Below are 18,996 nucleotides of genomic sequence, written 5' to 3' on the forward strand. Positions count from 1 at the left end.
AACGCGACAACAAATCCACAGCCGCTCTTCTTAGGCGGCAATTCTCGAATGAAACCATGCGTCGATATCTACGGAGCTTGCCTTTGTTTCACGTAAACCGCTGGCTTCCTGACAAACTGCGCGAATCACTCAAGCGTCTCGACCGCAAGCGTAAGTGAAACCAACCGCAATCCAAAAAAAGGCGCGGGCCACGCTCTTGCCGTTTCAGACGAATGCGCCATCAGCTCTCCTTCACATTACGATCACAGTCCTTCGAGAGGGGCAGAGACTATGCATCCTTGCTTAAGCGTCCGCGTTTGTAATTCACAAATCCGGAGTTCAAGTCATGAAGGTCGACACTCTCCCTGCGCCTAAAGTCAACCCAGACCAGGTTGATATCCTCGTCAACAAACCGGGACACTTCGTCGAGGAGTGGATCGAGGGCCATGCGGTTAGACCGGCCGCCGAAGCATCCCCGGAGGCCGCGGCAGAAAGACTGGCGAGAGCTTGCATCGCGGACGCGGAGCGGGAAGGCATCCTCGCGGAAGAAATCAGCGATGAGGTCGGCGATTTGAAAGAGTACCTCGCCGACGCGCTCCTCGCCGAGGCCGGCCGCGAAACGGGCGTCGACACCGCTCCGACGGCGCAAGCATTCGGTGACACAAAGGCTTAGCTTTCACGGCAGGGAAGTTTGGATCGCGATGACGCCAATCTCAACACGAGCCGTCCACATTTGCGTTGACATGCAGATGATGTTCTTGCCGCCTGGGCCATGGGCGGTTGAGTGGCTGCCCGCCATCCTGCCGAAGGTGCTTTCGCTTGTCGATGGCAGGCCGGAGCGAACGATTTTCACCAGGTTCATAACGGCGAGAAGACCTGGCGAAGGCCAGGGCCATTGGCGTCAATACTATGAGCGCTGGTCGCAGATGACTATCGAATGTGCCGGCCCGGGCAGCCTTGAACTGCTGCCCGAACTGCGTGATTTCGTGCCGCCGGCTCGCGTTTTCGATAAGTCCGTTTACTCTCCCTGGCTGACCGGCGAGCTCCACCGGAGCCTTCAGGCGGAAGGTGTGACCGAGCTTATCGTCAGCGGAGGCGAGGCCGACATGTGCGTGTTGGCGACGCTGCTCGGAGCGATCGACTTCGGTTACAGAACGATCCTGGTCGAGGATGCGATCTGCAGCACATCGGACGAAGCCTACGAAAATATGCTCAAGCTGTTCACGACGCGATATTCGCATCATGTCGAAGTCGCCGCTGCGGAGGAGGTTCTGGATTTCTGGCGCTGACCCATCGCTCATCTCGCCCGGCACATGCCGGCCAAGGTGCGGCCGGCAACGGATGAGCGGCCGTCCCTCGAATGCTCAGTCGTATCAGCGGGTGCGGTCGTCTGGCGCGAAAGACCGGTTGGCCACTGCCAAGTCTTGATCTAACTGGAACCGGCTGTCGGCCGGCCGCCGACTGGCTTCAAGGCGCTGACCCGCAAGATGCTCTCGATGAGATCTTTTTCCCGGAACGGCTTGTTGACCAATGGCACGTCCGATGGGCGGTTTGAAATTGCCTCAGCATCGGCATAGCCGGTTATCATAACCGCTGGCCAATCGGAGCGCAGGTTGCGCGCGAAGCGAATTACCTCGACTCCGGACACGAGCGGCATTGCGAAATCGGTGACAATCACGTCGAACTCATGCGGTGTCCGTTCAATAATTGCCAGCGCCTCGGCACCCCCTGCTGCGCATGTCACTGTAAACCCGTGTTGCCGAAGCGATTCCGCGGTCAGCTGCCGCAATCCGCTGCTGTCGTCAATCAATAGAAGCGAAGGGAAAGCCTTCCCTGCAGTCTCGACCAGGACTCTCTCTCCATCCAGATCTGCCACATTGTCGGAAGGCTGCTCCGCTGAACGCGGCAGCCACAGCTCCATGGATGTTCCGCGCCCGACGAGGCTGTCTATGCGGAGCGCGCCGCCCGATTGCTTCATGAAACCGTATACCGTGCTGAGACCCAGCCCGGTGCCTTTCCCGACGGGCTTCGTCGTGAAAAACGGTTCGACGACCTTGGTCAGAATCTCCTTCGGGATGCCGGCACCGGTGTCCTTGACGGTGAGGACTACATACTCCCCGGCCGCCAGGTCTTCGGAAGGTATTTTGATGACCCGATTTTGCGCCTGCACGGCAATTGTCCCGCCGGAGGGCATCGCGTCGCGCGCGTTGAACACCAGATTCATCAACGCCAACTCCAATTGGCCGACGTCGACATGCGCGGGCCAAACGGAGTTGTCGACCTCCCACTCAAAGCGGATCAGGCCGCCGAGCACGGGAGCCACCAAGCCATTCATCGTATCTTCCAGCGCGGCCAGCCGCACTGCCGTCGGCTTCAGATTCTGACGCCGCGAAAAGGCAAGCATGCGGTTGACAAGTTCGGCGCCTTGCTTCGCGGAGCGGCGAGTGAGTTCAACGATCTTCTTTGCTTGCTCGTCAAGCGTAAGCTGCCTCTCGAGCAATCCTAGTCCGCTCAGAATCGCGGCAAGCAGATTGTTGAAATCGTGTGCCAGCCCTCCGGTGAGTTTCCCGACCGCTTCGAGGCGCTGTGACTGAAGAAGTTGATTTTCGAGCTCACGCCGCTCGGTCACGTCAAGCAAAGTGCCGAGGATTTCAGGTCGGCGTCCGTCGACACCTTTCGACAGGATTCCTTGGTCGAGAAAGATACGATATTTGCCATCGGCACACTGCCAGCGGAACTCGCATGTGTAGGAGCCTGTCACCTTTGCCGCCAATAAAGCTTCCCGCACCCTGGGTAGATCTTCCGGATGCACCCGGCTCAGCCCAAACCGCGGCTCGGACGTCAGTCGCTCAGGTGGGAATCCCGTCAGACGTTCGACACCTTTTGAAACAAAACGTGCTGCAAAGGGCGGCTCGGCGACCCTGGCGTGAAAACAGACGGGCAAGGATCCTAGAATGGCCTCCTGCCGTTCTTCGGCGCCGCGCAGCGATCGTTCGGCCTCGAGCTTTTGTTTTTCGGCCTGCAAGGCTTTCGCCAGAAGTGCCTGTTCGGCGACCGCATTGCGCTGGATCTCGAGCGTCTTTTCGTGAAGCTCGACGAATACAGCCACCTTGGATCGCAGCATGGCGGGGTCGAAAGGCTTGAACATATAGTCCACTGCGCCGGCGTCGTAGCCACGCAGCATATGAGCATCTTCCTTATTGATGGCCGTGAGGAAGATGAGAGGGGTTCGTCTGGACTGTTCGCGCTGGCGGATCAACGCGGCTGTTTCGTAGCCGTCGAGGCCCGGCATCAAAACATCCAGCAAGATAACGGCGAAATCCTCCTTTAGGAGGCAGCGCAGAGCCTCCTCGCCGGATTGCACAGCGACGACTTCCGCGAGTGGAGTGAGAACTTCTTCGATCGCCAACAGGTTTCGTTCGTCATCATCGACTGCCAGGATGCGTGCCTTTGACTGATTGTCCGCCAACTGCACAATCTCCAGTTTCTTCGAACGGATTCGCGACAGCCTTTGCATCGGGCATCCCGTCAGCTGACTGACCTAAGCAGATTTTGGGATGTCTCGACCCGATCCCGAGAGCGACCGATCCAGACCCGCAGCAGTGCCAACAGCAGGTCGAGATCGACAGGCTTGGCAATATAGTCGGAAGCCCCGGCTTCCAGGCATTTCTGCCGGTCGCCTTTCATCGCCTTTGCTGTCACCGATATCAACGGAATATGCGCGATGGAGGGTGTGTTGCGGATACTCCTCATCGTCTCGTAGCCGTCCATCTCCGGCATCATGATGTCGATCAAGGCTGCGTCGACGTCGGCATTCTCCTCCAGCAACGCTATCCCATCGCGACCGCGCTCAGCGTGAAGGACTTCGATATCGTAGGTCTCAAGGACGCTCGTCAGCGAATAGATGTTTCGAATATCGTCATCGACGATCAGGACTTTCGCGCCCGCAAGATTCGACCTGTTGTCAGCTCGTTCGGCACCTGCCCCGCTTTCCTCGCGCAATCCTCCCGGAAGCGTCGCAGATATATGGAGAGCCAATTGAGCAAAATTCTCAGCTCGCGGGACTGAGGACAAAGCGGGATTCAACGCCAGCACCTGTTCAACTGCCTCTGAATGAGGGGCAAAAAACAGCAGCGGCGGAAGGCCGTCTGAAAACTGGTTGGTGAGTTCGTCAAGGGCCCGCGCATTATCCCTCGCAGACTTTCCAAGCCCAAGGACAACCGCATCGAATGAGGCGAGGTCGATGTCCTCCGCGGTTGCCGCGCGACTGATTGCGGTGACCGAGGTGACGCCGTCCCGGATCGTCTCGACCAGGGAAAGTCGGCGCTCGGGATCGGAGTCAGCCACGAGCACCCGGCGCTGGACGCGCAGGTTCCTCGAATGAATTTCCTGGAACACCTTCACCAGCTCCTCGGATGACACCGGTTTGGTCGAGATGCTCGATGCCCCTTTGCGAGCCAGGCTATCGATGTCTTCCGCTCCGGAAATCACATGAATGGGAATGCCGGCGGTCTTCGGATCATGGCGCAGCAGGTCGAAGAGCACCCATCCATCGATGTCCGCAAGGCCGAGGTCCAGCGTGATCGCGTCCGGCACCAGTTTGCGGGCCAGCGCCAAGGTTCCGGAGCCTGCGGTCGACAGGACGCCTTTCAACCCGGCAGACCGTGCCAGGCCCAGCAGCAGACCGCCAAAGGTCGGGTCGTCCTCGACGATCAGAACGACCCTATCTTGCGCCGATATAGCGTCGCGATCGTCCATCAATTCCGCCGACGGCAAACCGCTGGGCGCCGCTGTCGTCGCGATTGCCTCGGTGGCCGGAAGCAGTTCCGGCTGGCTGGCAGCGGCAACCCTGGGACCATCGATCGGAATGACGAGCGTGAACGTCGATCCTTTGCCGGGAATGCTTTCAACTCTTAGCTCACCGCCGAGCAAACGGGCGATCTCACGGCTGATCGAGAGCCCAAGTCCGGTTCCTCCATATTTGCGGCTGGTCGTGCCGTCGGCCTGCTGGAACGCCTCGAAAATCAGTTTCTGCTTGTCTTCCGGGATGCCGATACCGGTGTCGGTCACCGCTATGGCAAGTGCTTTCCTGGGCAGCTTGGCGCCGTTGCGGCGTCCCGCCTTTTCCATTCTGAAACTCAGGCTGACCTTGCCTTCGGAGGTGAACTTGAAGGCATTCGACAGCAGGTTGAGCACGATCTGCTGCAACCGCTTCTCGTCCGTACGCACGGTTTCCGGAAGAGCGGGATCGACATTGATGGTAAAGCCCAGACCCTTGTCGGCTGCAAGCTGGCGGAACGTGCGCTCCATATGCTGTCGCAAATGGGCGACTGGCATATCGTTGATGTCGATCGAGACCGTGCCGGACTCGATCTTCGACAAATCGAGAATGTCGTTGATCAGGCTGAGAAGATCCGTGCCGGCCGAATTGATGGTGCGAGCAAACTCGACCTGCTTTTCGTTGAGGTTGCCCTGCTGGTTCGTGGCAAGCAGATTTGAAAGAATGAGAAGCGAATTGAGCGGGGTTCTGAGCTCATGACTCATGTTGGCGAGGAACTCGGATTTGTACTTGGAGGTAAGCGCCAGCTGCTCGGCTTTCTCCTCAAGCGCCCGGCGCGCCATCTCGATTTCGAGATTTTTGTTTTCGACCTGCTTCTTCTCATTCTCCAGAAGTTGAGCCTTCTCCTGGAGTTCCTCGTTCGTGGCGTGCAGTTCCTCCTGCTTTTTCGTCAGTTCGGTCTGACGCGCCTGCAGCTCGGATGTCAGCAATTGCGATTGCTTGAGCAGGCCCTCGGTGCGCATCGTCGCCGCGATCGTGTTGAGGACGATGCCGACCGATTCCATCAGCTGATTGAGAAACGATTGGTGCGTGTCGCGGAACTCGCTGAAAGATGCGAGCTCGATGACAGCCTTGACCTCATCTTCGAACAAGGCAGGTAGAATGATGACGTTTGCCGGCGAGGCGCTGCCAAGCCCCGATGTGACGCGCAAAAAGTCCGGCGGAACATTGTCGAGCATAATGGCTCGCTTGTCGGCAGCACTTTGTCCGACGAGACCCTCACGCAGATCGAGGCGTTGCTTGATTGCCGCCTTGCTCTCGGCACCATAGGACGCCGCCAGTTCCAGATAGGACTCCTCCTCGTCCCGATTGGTCACATAAAAGACGCCGTATTGCGCGTTCACAAGCGGAGCGAGCTCGGACATGATGAGACGCGACACCGTGGCGAGATCGCGCTCTCCCTGCAGCATGCGGGAGAAACGCGCGAGATTTGTCTTCAGCCAATCTTGCTCGGCGTTTTTCAACGTCTGATCCTTGAGATTGCGGATCATCTCGTTGATGTTGTCCTTGAGCGCGGCGACCTCTCCGGAAGCCTCGACGCTGATCGAGCGCGTCAGATCACCCTTCGTCACCGCTGTCGAGACCTCGGCGATTGCGCGGACCTGGGTGGTCAGATTGGCCGCCAACTGATTGACGTTGTCCGTAAGATCGCGCCACAGACCGGCGGCGCCAGGCACGCGTGCCTGGCCTCCAAGCTTGCCTTCGATGCCGACTTCGCGCGCGACATTGGTCACCTGGTCGGCAAAGGTGGCGAGCGTTTCGATCATCCCGTTGATGGTGTCCGCCAGGGAGGCGATTTCGCCCTTCGCGTCCACAGTCAACTTGCGTTTGAGATTGCCTTGCGCAACCGCAGTCACGACGTCGGCGATGCCGCGCACCTGGTTGGTCAGATTGGTGGCCATCAGGTTGACGTTGTCGGTCAGATCCTTCCAGGTGCCGGCCACGCCGCGCACTTCGGCCTGACCGCCAAGCTTTCCTTCCGTGCCGACTTCACGTGCGACGCGTGTCACCTCGCCGGCGAAGGAGTTCAGCTGGTCGACCATGGTGTTGATGGTCGACTTGAGCTCGAGGATTTCGCCCTTCACGTCGACGGTGATCTTCTTCGAAAGATCGCCTCGCGCGACCGCCGTCGTCACTTCGGCGATGTTGCGAACCTGACCGGTCAGATTCTCGGCCATGGAATTCACGTTGTCGGTCAAATCCTTCCATGTACCGGCCACGCCTCGCACCTGGGCTTGGCCGCCGAGCTTTCCTTCGGTGCCGACTTCGCGCGCCACGCGAGTCACCTCGCCGGCGAAGGAGTTCAGCTGATCGACCATGGTGTTGATGGTCGACTTGAGCTCAAGGATCTCGCCCTTGACGTCCACGGTGATCTTCTTGGAAAGGTCGCCGAGCGCCACGGCCGTGGTCACTTCCGCGATGTTGCGCACCTGGCCCGTCAGGTTGGCCGCCATCGCATTCACATTGTCGGTCAGGTCCTTCCAGGTGCCGCCCACGCCTCTGACCTGCGCTTGGCCGCCGAGCTTGCCGTCCGAACCGACCTCGCGCGCCACGCGCGTCACCTCCGAGGCAAAGGAATTCAGCTGATCAACCATCGTGTTGATCACATCCTTGATCTGCAGGATCTCTCCCAAGGCATCGACGGTGATCTTCTGCGTCAGATCGCCGGTCGCGATCGCGGTCGCGACCTTGGACACGTCGCGCAACTGCACGGTCAGATTGCCGGCCATGGCGTTGACGTTGTCGGTCAGGTCTTTCCACGTGCCGCCGACACCTTCCACATGGGCCTGGCCGCCGAGCTTGCCTTCCGAACCGACCTCGCGCGCCACGCGCGTGACTTCGGAGGCGAAGGAGTTCAGCTGGTCGACCATCGTGTTGACGGTATCCTTGAGCTCGAGGATCTCGCCTTTGACGTCCACGGTGATCTTCTTGGAAAGGTCGCCGCGGGCGACGGCTGTCGTAACCTCGGCGATGTTTCGAACCTGGCCAGTCAGGTTGGCCGCCATCAGATTGACGTTGTCGGTCAGGTCTTTCCAGGTGCCCCCGACGCCCCTCACCTCTGCCTGCCCGCCGAGCTTGCCTTCCGTGCCCACTTCGCGCGCAACGCGCGTGACTTCGGAGGCGAAGGAGTTCAGCTGATCGACCATCGTATTGATGGTATCCTTGAGCTCGAGTATCTCCCCCTGCACTGCCACCGTGATCTTTTTCGACAGGTCACCCGAAGCAACCGCCGTCGTGACCTCGGCAATGTTGCGCACTTGGCCGGTGAGGTTCTCGGCCATGGAATTGACGTTGTCGGTCAGGTCTTTCCAGGTGCCGGCGACGCCGCGAACCTGGGCCTGGCCGCCGAGCTTGCCCTCGGTGCCGACCTCGCGCGCGACGCGCGTGACCTCGGATGCGAACGAGTTCAACTGATCGACCATCGTGTTGATGGTGTTCTTGAGTTCCAGGATCTCGCCCTTCACGTCGACGGTGATCTTCTTGGAGAGATCGCCCAGCGCGACCGCCGTCGTCACCTCGGCAATGTTGCGAACCTGGCCGGTCAGATTCTCGGCCATCGAGTTCACATTGTCGGTGAGGTCCTTCCACGTGCCGCCGACGCCTTCGACCCGCGCCTGGCCCCCGAGCTTGCCTTCCGTGCCGACCTCGCGCGCGACGCGCGTCACTTCCGATGCGAACGAGTTCAACTGATCGACCATCGTGTTGATGGTGTTCTTGAGCTCGAGTATCTCGCCCTTCACATCGACAGTGATCTTCTTAGACAAATCGCCTGACGCCACCGCAGTGGTCACCTCGGCGATGTTGCGCACCTGGCCGGTAAGGTTGGTGGCCATGGCGTTGACGTTGTCGGTCAGGTCCTTCCACGTGCCGGCCACGCCCTTCACCCGCGCTTGTCCGCCGAGCTTTCCCTCCGTTCCAACCTCACGCGCGACACGTGTCACTTCGGAGGCAAAGGAAGCCAGTTGCCCCACCATCGTGTTGACGATCTTGCCTATGCGCAGGAACTCCCCGCGCAGCGGGCGGCCGTCGATTTCGACCATCATTGTCTGGGAAAGGTCGCCTTTGGCCACTGCCCCGATGACGCGGGCCACTTCGGCGGTCGGTTGAACCATGTCTTCGATCAGGTCGTTGACCGACCTGACGCTTGATTCCCAGCTGCCGGTAGCATTGCGGACATGACCCCGCTCGCCAATTCTGCCGTCCTTGCCGACGACCCTGCTCAGCCGCTCAAACTCCTTCGTCACCTGATCGTTGAGTTCGACGATCTGATTGAAGGCATCGGCAATATCGGAATCGATTCCCTCATAGATGTTGTCGATCCGGATGGAAAAGTCGCCTCGCCTGAAGGCCTTTAAGGAATTGAGAATTTGACGACGATCTAGTTGCGCCCTTGATGCCTGCACGCTCACAGTGCCACTCCCCAATCCACCTGTTTGTGAAGAACTGATGATCAGATGAAGTCCCGCCCTCGCGGCGAGGTATACAATTCACCGCAAGCTCCACAACGTGGTAGGCGCCAATTTGTTCCGACGCGCAGATCGAATCTCATCCGCACGCCGGCAAACGCTTAAAAAAGCGCGAAGGCTCGCCCGTTATTTGGCTTGCTTTGCCTTGGAATTGCTTGGCGTATTCAGCCCAATCGGAAGCTGCGACACCGCCGCCCGCAGGCTCTTTTCAACTTGGCGAACCGCTTCGTAAGCTTTTGACGGATAAGGATTATGTTAGTCGCAGAGGGGCGATTCCGCAGGCGGCCCGGCAAGGCCGGCTCGCCTCATGCCATCTCTGGACGTCTTGAAGCTTCGCGGATCGCCTTGTGGACATTGCGCTGCAGGTCCATGAACTCCGCGCTTTCCATGACCTCTTCCCGGCGCGGGCGCTCTATGTCGACGTTGAAGGTTCGCATGATGCGTCCCGGGCCGATCCCCATGACGACGATGCGGTCGGACAGATAGACGGCCTCCTCCACGTCATGGGTGACGAAGAGCACGGTCAGCCGGTGCTCCTCCCAGATCTGCGTCAGCAGCTCCTGCATCTGGTGCCTGGTCAAGGCGTCGAGCGCGCCGAAGGGCTCGTCCATGAGCAGCATCTTGGGCCGATAGGACAGCGCCCGCGCGATGGCGACGCGCTGCTTCATGCCGCCCGACAGTTCCGACGGATAGAGGTCGGCACAGTGCGGAAGCTTGACGAGGTCGAGGTGCTCGCGCGCGATCCTGCGGCAGGTCGAGCGATCATAGCCGGCGGCCTTGAGGGCAAATTCTATGTTCTGCTGCGCCGTCAGCCAAGGCAGCAGCGTGTAGGACTGGAAGACGACGCCGCGGTCGAGGCCGGGCTTGAGGATCGGCGAGCCGTCGATGTCGAGCTCGCCCGCGTCGAAATCCTGCAGCCCAGCCACGATCGACAGCAGCGTGCTCTTGCCGCAACCCGACGTGCCCACCAGCGAGACGAACTCGTTGTCGGCAAGGTCGAGATTGATGTCACGCAGCACCTGGGTGCGCCGCTCCCCGGTGCCAAAGCTCTTGTGCAGGCCTTCGATGCGCAGTTTGGGCAAACTCATCGGCCGAACCTCATTGCGCGTGGCCTTCCTGCCGGAACAGCACCTTTCCCAGCGCCTTCATCACCTGGTCGGTGATGAGACCGAGCACACCCAACAGCAGGATGTAGCCGATGATGGTGTTGGTCTGGAAATAGCGCTGCGACACGGTGATGCGGTAGCCGAGGCCGGAGGTCGCCGCGACGAGCTCAGCCAGCACGAGCCAGGTCCACGCCCAGCCCAGGCTGATGCGCAGCGTGTCCCAGATGCCCGGCAGGGCGCTGGGCACCACAATACGCGTCAGGATCTTGCGGTCCGGCAGGCCGAGCGTCCTGCCGAGGCCGACGAAATCCGTCGGCACCCGCTTCACATTGTCCATGATCATCAGGACCTGCTGAAAGAAGGTCCCGATGAAGATGATCAGGAACTTCTGGGCGTCGCCGGTGCCCGACCAGAGGATGGAAAGCGGCACGAAGGCGACCACCGGCATATAGCGGATGAAATCCACCAGCGGCTCGACGGCGGCTTCCCAGACCCTGAAGCTGCCGATCAGCACGCCGATCGGAATCGCCAGTGCGGAGGCGATCAGGAAGCCGATGGAGATGCGGTATATCGAGGCCTTGAGGTCCAGCCACAGCGTGCCGTCGCTCCAGAGCTTGCCGAGCTGTCCCGCCACGCTTTCCGGCGAAGGCAGGAAGATGGGCTTCACCAGCTCCAGGCCCGTTGCCGCCCACCAGGCAAGGCCGAGGCCGGCAAAAACGGCCACGGCGATCATCAGGAAACGCGACCGCGTGATGGGCGCGCCGATTCCGGAGGATCGGCGGCGCGGCACCGGTCGCGCAGCCGGTCCTTGCGCGGGGCCGGACTGGCTCGTTTTGGCGGCACGCTGCTCGGACATCCGCGCTACCACCGAGAGGCAGTCTTCATCATTCCGCGGCCTTGACGAATGACGGGTCTATCATCTGCTCCGGTGTCACGTCGGCCTGGAGCAGCCCGGCATTCTTGGCGGCGGCTTCGACATCGGCGAATGTCTTGGTGGAGAACTCGCCGGTCAGAGCGCTCTTGTTCTCGGCGAGAGAATAATAGCGCACGCCGTCGAAGGCCGTGTTGAGGTCCTCGACACTGGAACCGACGGCCTTGGAAATGATGGCGCGGCCACCCGCGGTATCGCCGTTGTAGTCCTTCAGGGCCGCATCCCAGGTCTTGATCATGGCAAGCACCTGGCCGGGTCGCGACTTGATCACCTCGTCGCGCACCACAAGCACGTCGCTGATCAGGCCGGGATCCTCGCCGGCGGTGAAGAGCAGCTTGACGTCCTTGTTCTGCGCCGTGGCCGCGGTGAGATAAGGTTCGTAGGTGACCGCGACCGGGACCTGTCCGGCAATCAGCGCGCTGCCGGCGTCGGCCGCCGGCATCGGCACCGGCTGCACATCGGCGATGGACATGCCGTTCTTGGCAAGGGCGTATTTGAGCAGGATGTCGCTGGTCGTGCCCTCCTCGAACGCGACCTGCTTGCCCTTGAGGTCGGCGACGGAGGAAATATCCTTGCCGGCGATCATGGCGTCGGCCGTCATGCTGACATCGAGCAGCAGCACGATTTTCACCGGCAGGCCCGCCGCAACCATACCCATCGCGGTATGGGTCGCGATGTTGGCGGCATCGAGCTGGCCGCTCGCGAGCGCGGCATTGATGTCCTTGTCTTCCGCGAAGTTGACGATTTGGACGTCCGACAACCCGCTTGCCTTGAACAGGCCCTTGGCCTCGGCGACGTGCCACTGGCCATAGCCGAGCCATGGCTCGATGCCGATCTTGAAGGTGCCCGCTTCAGGCGTCGCGGGAATGGCCGCGTCGGCGGCAAAGGCCGCCGGGGCGAACCCGATGACAGCAGCCGCGACGAGTGCACGAAATTGTCCTGCTAGGTTACGCATCATCTCTGTTCCCCTTTATGATCGCGCCGCTCTTTGAACTGCATATCCGGCCTGGATGAGAATGCGGGCTTATGCTCTTGCGGCACTGTGCCTCGGCGTCTTACCTGCCGCTTCAACGGAAGCGCAAGGATACTCGACGTCGGCGGCGGTGAATGTCAAGACTAAAATACATACATGCATATACAAGTTGGACAGGTTGGGTTCGCAACTTTCGGAACATCAGACCGCATTCGTTTGCCGCATAGCGTTAGGGCCGATCGCATCCAGGAATCCGTCACGCGATTTGCGCCGGAACAGGGCCTTGCCGCGATCAGCCGCTTTTGGAAGGAGAGTACCGGCTGCCGAGCGAATAGCGGCTGCCGACATAGGTCAGCTTGCTGATGGTGGCGACGATCGCTCCCGTCCACGTCCGGCGGTGCAGAAGCAGGCAGCAGCTGCCGGCATCGATGCCCAGATGCCGCGCCGTCTCGGCATCGGCCGGGATTGCCGAGATGATGTGCTCGACCTCGGTCACCGGTGTTTTCTGCATCAGATAGTCGTAGGTCGCGGTCTTGGAAAAATCCTGCTTGTCGTAGTCGGGTATCAGGCTCGGATTGACGAAGCGCTCTTCCAGTTGCACAGGCAGATCGTTCTCAAAATTGACGACGACGGAGTGGTAGACCGACGAACGCCTGGCGAACTCGAAGGACAGCGCAAGCTCCTTCTCCGGCATGATTTTTTCGAGGACGAGAACCTCGGAACGATGCTTGTTGCCGCGTGCCAGGATCTCGGCCGCGATATTGTTGATCTCGATCAGGGCCGATTGCGGCCGCGGCGGCGCGATGAATGTTCCCACGCCCTGCAGCCGGATCAGAAATCCCGCCGAGGTCAGTTCCCGCAAGGCGCGGTGGATCGTCATCCTGGACACACCAAGCGCTGCCACGAATTCATTTTCGGACGGCAGCTTGCGGTCCTTGCTCCACCGGCCGGTCCCGATGTTCGTCAGGATGTAGTCCTTGACCTTCTCGTAGAGGGGGCTGGCCGTATCGGGCAGAGTGTTCATTTCAGATGTCCTTTCCGGCAAGCACGGAAATCAGGAATGCTCAAGGGATTGCCGCATCCGGATGATTGTTTTCAAGCCGTCGCCCTGGCCTTCCAGCAGCCGCCGATAGGCTGCGGGGACGTCATCCAGGCCGATCTCGCGGTCGATCAGGCTGATCAGCGGCTCGCTCAGCTCACCCAGCATCCGGATGGCATCGGGAAGCTCGTCGGCGAAGGCGTGGCAGCCCAGCAACGCGATCTCCCGCTCGACCAGCATGTTGGGGTCGATGTCGAGCCGGCCGTGGAAGATGCCGACCATCGCAATGGTGCCGCCCGGGCCGAGAACACCCAGCAACTGACTGAGCGCGGCGACGCTGCCTGTCGCCTCGACGGCCGCGAGCAAGGGGGTATTCGCAGTCGCTGAGGCGATGGCGTGCGGGTCTAGATCGACGATCGTGGCGCCGGTCACGCGCGCGACGCGAGCGCAGCGAGCCTGGTTGCGGTCGGCGATCAGCACGGTGCCCGCGAGCGTCCGCGACAGCAGCAACGCGGCAAGGCCGCCGATGGTCCCGCAGCCGAGAACAAGCACCGAGGCCGCCGCTTTCGGCAGGCGTCGCACCGCATGCAGCGCAACCGCGAGCGGCTCGGCCATCGCCGCCACCCGCACATCAAGCGCGGCATCGACGCTATGCAACAGGCGCGCGGGGAGCACGGCCTGTTCGGCAAATCCGCCGTCGCATATTTCGCCGACGAAGCCTAGCGACGTGCAGAGATGGCGCCTGCCGGCACGGCATTGCGCGCACTCTCCGCACCAGAAGCGTGAATCGGCGACCACCCGGTCGCCAATGGCGATGGTGTCGACGCCCTCACCCACGGCAACCACCGTGCCCGTCAATTCATGGCCGGCCGTCGAAGGCGAGCGGCTTATCCATTGACCGGTGCGGAAATTGTGCAGGTCGGAACCGCAGATGCCCGCGGCGTCCACCTTGAGCTTCACCCAGCCCGCATCGGGGACGCCCGGGGCGGCGATATCCTCAACGCGCAAGTCGCCGGGTCCGTAAAGTCGCGCGGCCTTCATCGTCTTCGCTTCCGCTCAGACCGAGAGATAGCGGCTGCGGATTTCCGAGACCGCGTTTTCATGCGAGCTGAAGCCTTCGTAGCGGGCGAGCCTGCGCGCATGCCCGGCGAGTTCCGGATAGGCCGCCGACGTCACATAACCGACTGACGAGCGCTTGACGAAATCCGTGACCGACAGCGGCCCATACGTGCGCGCCCACCGGCTGGTCGGCAACACGGCATTGGGCCCGAGGACAAAGTTGGCGAGCGTCACCGGCGTATGCGGACCCATGAGGATCTCGGCCGCTTCGGTGATGTGCCCGAGATGCGCGAACGGTTCCTTCGACAGGATCTCGAGATGCTCCGGAGCGTAGTCGTTGATGAAGCGATAGCTGTCCTCCAGGGACGCGGTCAGCACGATGCCGCCGCGCGTTCCGGTCAGCACAGCGCGCGAGAATTCGACGCGCTGTTCGCTCATGCGGGACCAATGCTGCGGCAGCGCGGCAAGCGCGGCCTCGGCGACCTTGCGGCTATGCGTCACCAGATAGGCCGAGGAATCCGGTCCGTGCTCGGCTTCGATCAAAAGGTCCAGCGCGGCAAGGCCGCCATCGACGCTGTCATCGGCAAAGATGATGGCTTCGGAAGGGCCGGCCGGAAGGCCGGTGTTGATGACCGAGGACAGCAGGCTCTTTGCCGCCACCACCCAGGGACTGCCCGGCCCGACGATCTTGACGGCGGGCTTCACTGTCTCGGTGCCATAGGCGACAGCAGCGACCGCCTGGGCGCCACCGCATTTGTATACAGTCTCGACTCCGGCGAGGCGTGCGGCAACCAGGGTCGCGGCATCGACGGATCCATCGGAAGTCGGCGGCGTCACGATCGCTATCTGGGGCACGCCGGCAATCACAGCCGGGACCGAGGTCATCATCGTCACCGACGGGAAGGCGCCCTTGCCGCGCGGAACGTAAAGCGCCACGGAGGCGATCGGGGTGTATCTGTCACCTGCATAGGCGCCCGGCCGGACTTCCTTCAGCCACATCGTTTCCGGACGCTGCTCCTCGTGGAAATGCCGGATGTTCTCGATACCGAACCGGATGCTCTCCACGACATCCTTTTCGACCTTGTCGAATGCCGCGTCGAACTCCGCTTCCGAGACCTTGAGCCCGCCATCGGCCACATCGGCCTTGTCGAGCTCGCGCGCGAACCGAAGCAGGGCGGCGTCACCTTCGGTCCTGACCGCCTCGATGATCGGACGGGCTTTTTCGACGAAGACCGAAAGATCGGCTTCGGCGCGCCTCAGCAAGCTGGCCCGCCGGTCGGCGTCGAGGGTCGACAGGTCGTGGAAGCTGATATCGGACATGGCTGCTCCTTCTCCCGGAACGCAGTGGCGGTTGGCGATGGCCGGTCACACGCCTGGAAGACCTTTGAGACCGGCAATACGAGGCAAGGGCCGCAGGTGGAACATTGCCAGCCTGCAAAAGTATATACATGTACACATAACGGCTGCCAGCATTTTCTGCGTCCCGCCAACTCGAGCTCAGCTGATGAGAGGCCATCTTCAGATCGACGCGAGAAAGCCGCCATCGACCGGGATGGACTGACCGGTGATGTAGGCCGAGGCATCGGAGGCGAGGAATACCGCAATCCCGTACAGGTCCGACAGGTCGCCGAAGCGATGCTGCGGGATTTTGGCGAGCATCGATTGCCGCCATGCCTCATTGCCGTAGAACACTTCCGTCATTGCCGTCCTGAAATAGCCGGGGGCGATGGCGTTGACCCTGATCCCCAGATCCGCCCACTCGGCCGCCAGAGCGCGCGTCATGCCGAGCAGGCCCGACTTCGACGAGCCATAGGGCACAGCCGTCGGAATCCCGACTTCGGAGGTGAGCGAGCAAAGATTGATGATGACGCCGGGCCGGCCGGCGTCCTTCATGTGCTGCGCGGCGGCCTGGGCGCAGAAGAATGCGCCTTTGAGATTCGTGTCGACGATCCTGTCCCAAAGCGCTTCGTCGACATCGAGCGAGGGGCGGACTTCCTCCATCCCGGCATTGTTGACGAGAATATCGAGACCGCCGAGCAGGCCGGCGGCCTCGGCCGTCGCCGCCCTGCAGCGGCCGACATCGGTGACGTCCAGGGCGATGGCGTGCGCCACCCCGCCGGCGGCGCGGATGGTGGCCGTCGTCTCCCCAAGCGAGGCAAGGCTGCGTGCCGTGACGGCGACATCGGCGCCGGCCGCGCTCAGCGCCTCGGCAATGGAACGCCCGATGCCGCGGCTTGCGCCGGTGACAAGCGCTTTCCGGCCCGACAGGTCGAAGAGCGGAGCGTTGCGCATGCGATCCTCCTTGGCACGGCCGGCTTAGCGATCTCGCCTTGAGCCTAATGGATCGAACTTACCTATACAAGCATATACAAATCAACTGGGTTGCGGTAGTGGTTGAGGGGCATGCGCGACAACCGGTCGATCTGGAACCGAGGCCGCGAAGTCGCTCCGTTATTCATGGATTTGAGAGGCACGATCGATGCGCCGCTTGGTTGACCATGGAGCGATGAGTGCTGCCGGTTATGCCACGCCCTGGAGCGTAAGGCCCGGCCAGCGGGTGGAGCTTGGCCTCTCCTGCAGCCGGCCGGTGGAGAGCGTGCGGATATGCCGGCTGGACACGCACGCCGCGGATTTTGTGGATTGGCCGATCGAGGCGACATCCGAGCCCGACGCGCATCGCAGCTTCGATCATGGATCGTACCTTCGCCTGCGTGCCGAGGAGCTTGCAAAAGCGCCTGCCGTCAAGGGCATCCGCTTTGAGCTGTTTCTCACCCGCAATACGGGGCCGCGCACGATCCTGGAAGCGGGGTCCTTTCTGCTGAGCCTTCGCGATGGGGCGATCGCCTTGGAGATGCGGAATGATCGTCTGTTGTCTGCGCCGGTTCCGCAAGGGGTTTGGCTCACCGTCGAGCTCGGCCTGCATGAGGACGAGCCGTTCTTCAAGCTGAAATCTCACGACCTCCTCGCCCCTTACGAATTCAAGCGGCGCCTGCACGACGCCGAATGGCATCCACAAGGGCGCGACATCCTCTTCGGCGCGAGCGGCTCTCGAAGCGAGCTGACTCTCAATGCGAGATTTGCAGCTATTCGGCTGGAGACTTCTCAGGGGCCAATCGCCTGGAATTTCCCGACTCTGCTGCCGACGGGACCGATCCTGTCGTCAGGCGGACCGGTTCCGCTGGCGCTCGATGTGATAAATCAGCCTACATTCTGCGTGACATCGGCGCGCTGGGACGGATCGAGCTTCGACCCCCGGCTCGTGCCTTCGCACTACGATGCCGTCCATTGCCATGACGATGACATGGGACCGCTCGATTGGCCTGCTTCCCACCGCGCCGCGGTGCCCGAGAATGCGAAGCCGGGCGTATACGCTTTCCAGGTGGAATGGGACGGCGGCTACGAGCGCATCGTGTTTTTCGTCACCACCGCGCGTGCTTCCTCACCGCTGCTTTATCTGCTGCCGACCGCGACCTATCTTGCTTACGCGGACGAGTATCTCCCCGACCATCTCTATGAATGGAAGTGCGACGATCGCGGACACCGCTTTGCCATCGCAAACAGCCTCAAGTCGCTCTACGACTATCACTCCGATCTCAGTGGCGTGTCGATCTGCTCCTATCGCAAACCCAAGGCGACATTGCGGGACGACTACAACTACCCGCTATGCGGCTGCCCTCACAACTTGCCGGTCGATCTGCATTTCCTCAGATTCTGCAACGAGAACGGCATAGCGCTCGACATCGTCACCGATCACGATCTGCATCGGCAGGGGATCGAGGTTCTCTGCGGGCATCGGGCCGTCGTGACCGGAAGCCATCCGGAATACATGTCGACCGAGATGGAAGGGGCACTGCGGCAATTCGCGGCCGAGGGCGGCAGCATCGCCTATCTCGGCGGAAACGGCTTTGCCGGAACGGTCGCCTTCAAGGACGACCTGATGGAATTGCGCCGCTCGCCCCTGGAACCTGGCCGCACTTGGGATGGTCCGGTCAGCGAACAATATCTGTCGATAACCAACGAGCCTGGCGGCCACCTTCGCTCCCGGGGCCGCGGCGAGTTTTCACTGGTCGGCGGCGCGATTTCGCTGATGGGTTTCGACGGCGCGCGCCCGTTCACGCGAACGCCCGAAAGCCACGCGCCGGAATGCGCATGGCTGTTTGAAGGCATCGAGGACAAAACCTTCGGTTCGGAAGGCATCGTATTGGGTGCCGCCGCGGGTTACGAGGTGGATGCGACGAACCCGGCCCTGGGCACGTCGGCCGACACCGTCGTGATCGCCCGCGCGACGGACTTTCCGGCCGGCTTCTTCCAGGATCCCTCGCGCTGGTACGCGGGCGGGGATGAAGAACGCGTCGGCCGTCGCTGCGCCGAAATGACCTTACGAAATCTTGCTGCGGGCGGCCTGATCTTTTCAGCAAGTTCGGTCGCCTGGTGCGGCGCGCTGCCTGCCGGCAAAGCAATGAACGACGTGGGGAGGATCACCCTCAACCTGCTCAACCGTCTCTCGCATTGCAAAGCAGGAGGCCAACTCCGACGGTCTGGCCTGACGACGCTCTCAAAAGCAGATGCTTCAGCGATTGAGCACGATGTAGATAGATAGACA

The 18,996-nt window shown here is 61.4% G+C and carries 12 protein-coding genes; 3 read left to right on the plus strand and 9 right to left on the minus strand.

The genetic code is table 11. From position 1 onward, the window contains the following. Positions 1-325: 325 nt before the first annotated feature. Positions 326-652 carry a DUF768 domain-containing protein gene (locus LB538_RS11030; RefSeq protein WP_140839081.1) on the plus strand — a complete coding sequence of 109 codons (327 nt, stop codon included), beginning with the start codon at positions 326-328 and terminating at the stop codon, positions 650-652. Between the two features lie 28 nt (positions 653-680). Then, a complete protein-coding gene (locus LB538_RS11035) occupies positions 681-1,268 on the plus strand; it encodes a cysteine hydrolase family protein (protein WP_224522996.1) in 588 nt (195 codons plus the stop codon). Positions 1,269-1,408: 140 nt separating this feature from the next. Here the strand turns inward: LB538_RS11035 and LB538_RS11040 are convergent, their stop codons facing one another. From LB538_RS11040 to LB538_RS11085, 9 genes are all read right to left on the minus strand, one after another. Next, entirely contained in the window at positions 1,409-3,496 is a 2,088-nt protein-coding gene (locus LB538_RS11040; RefSeq protein WP_224522997.1) for a response regulator, read from the minus strand. A gap of 11 nt (positions 3,497-3,507) precedes the next feature. Continuing rightward, entirely contained in the window at positions 3,508-9,222 is a 5,715-nt protein-coding gene (locus LB538_RS11045) for a HAMP domain-containing protein (RefSeq protein ID WP_318011855.1), read from the minus strand. A gap of 368 nt (positions 9,223-9,590) precedes the next feature. Then, positions 9,591-10,373 carry an ABC transporter ATP-binding protein gene (locus LB538_RS11055; protein ID WP_224522998.1) on the minus strand — a complete coding sequence of 261 codons (783 nt, stop codon included), beginning with the start codon at positions 10,371-10,373 and terminating at the stop codon, positions 9,591-9,593. Positions 10,374-10,383: 10 nt separating this feature from the next. Beyond that, on the minus strand, positions 10,384-11,247 hold the full coding sequence (locus tag LB538_RS11060; RefSeq protein ID WP_411909008.1) for an ABC transporter permease: 864 nt from the start codon (positions 11,245-11,247) through the stop codon (positions 10,384-10,386). Positions 11,248-11,275: 28 nt separating this feature from the next. After that, the gene (locus LB538_RS11065; protein WP_224523349.1) at positions 11,276-12,277 is read right to left on the minus strand and encodes an ABC transporter substrate-binding protein; all 1,002 of its coding nucleotides are present in this window, start codon (positions 12,275-12,277) and stop codon (positions 11,276-11,278) included. A gap of 310 nt (positions 12,278-12,587) precedes the next feature. Continuing rightward, the gene (gene hutC, locus LB538_RS11070) at positions 12,588-13,319 is read right to left on the minus strand and encodes a histidine utilization repressor (protein WP_095768633.1); all 732 of its coding nucleotides are present in this window, start codon (positions 13,317-13,319) and stop codon (positions 12,588-12,590) included. Between the two features lie 30 nt (positions 13,320-13,349). Further along, the gene (locus tag LB538_RS11075) at positions 13,350-14,375 is read right to left on the minus strand and encodes a zinc-dependent alcohol dehydrogenase (RefSeq protein WP_224522999.1); all 1,026 of its coding nucleotides are present in this window, start codon (positions 14,373-14,375) and stop codon (positions 13,350-13,352) included. A 15-nt stretch (positions 14,376-14,390) separates the two neighbouring features. After that, a complete protein-coding gene (gene hisD / locus LB538_RS11080) occupies positions 14,391-15,713 on the minus strand; it encodes a histidinol dehydrogenase (protein WP_224523000.1) in 1,323 nt (440 codons plus the stop codon). A gap of 198 nt (positions 15,714-15,911) precedes the next feature. After that, complete coding sequence (locus LB538_RS11085) at positions 15,912-16,685, minus strand: SDR family NAD(P)-dependent oxidoreductase (protein WP_224523001.1); 774 nt, start codon at positions 16,683-16,685, stop codon at positions 15,912-15,914. Positions 16,686-16,872: 187 nt separating this feature from the next. Here LB538_RS11085 and LB538_RS11090 point away from each other — a divergent pair, with 187 nt between their 5' ends. Then, positions 16,873-18,993: a N,N-dimethylformamidase beta subunit family domain-containing protein gene (locus LB538_RS11090; RefSeq protein WP_224523002.1), complete on the plus strand. Its 2,121-nt coding sequence runs from the start codon at positions 16,873-16,875 to the stop codon at positions 18,991-18,993. The last annotated feature ends 3 nt before the right edge of the window (positions 18,994-18,996 follow it).

It is taken from the genome of Mesorhizobium sp. Ca11 (assembly GCF_020165275.1).
In the GTDB taxonomy this organism is placed as follows: Bacteria; Pseudomonadota; Alphaproteobacteria; order Rhizobiales; family Rhizobiaceae; genus Mesorhizobium.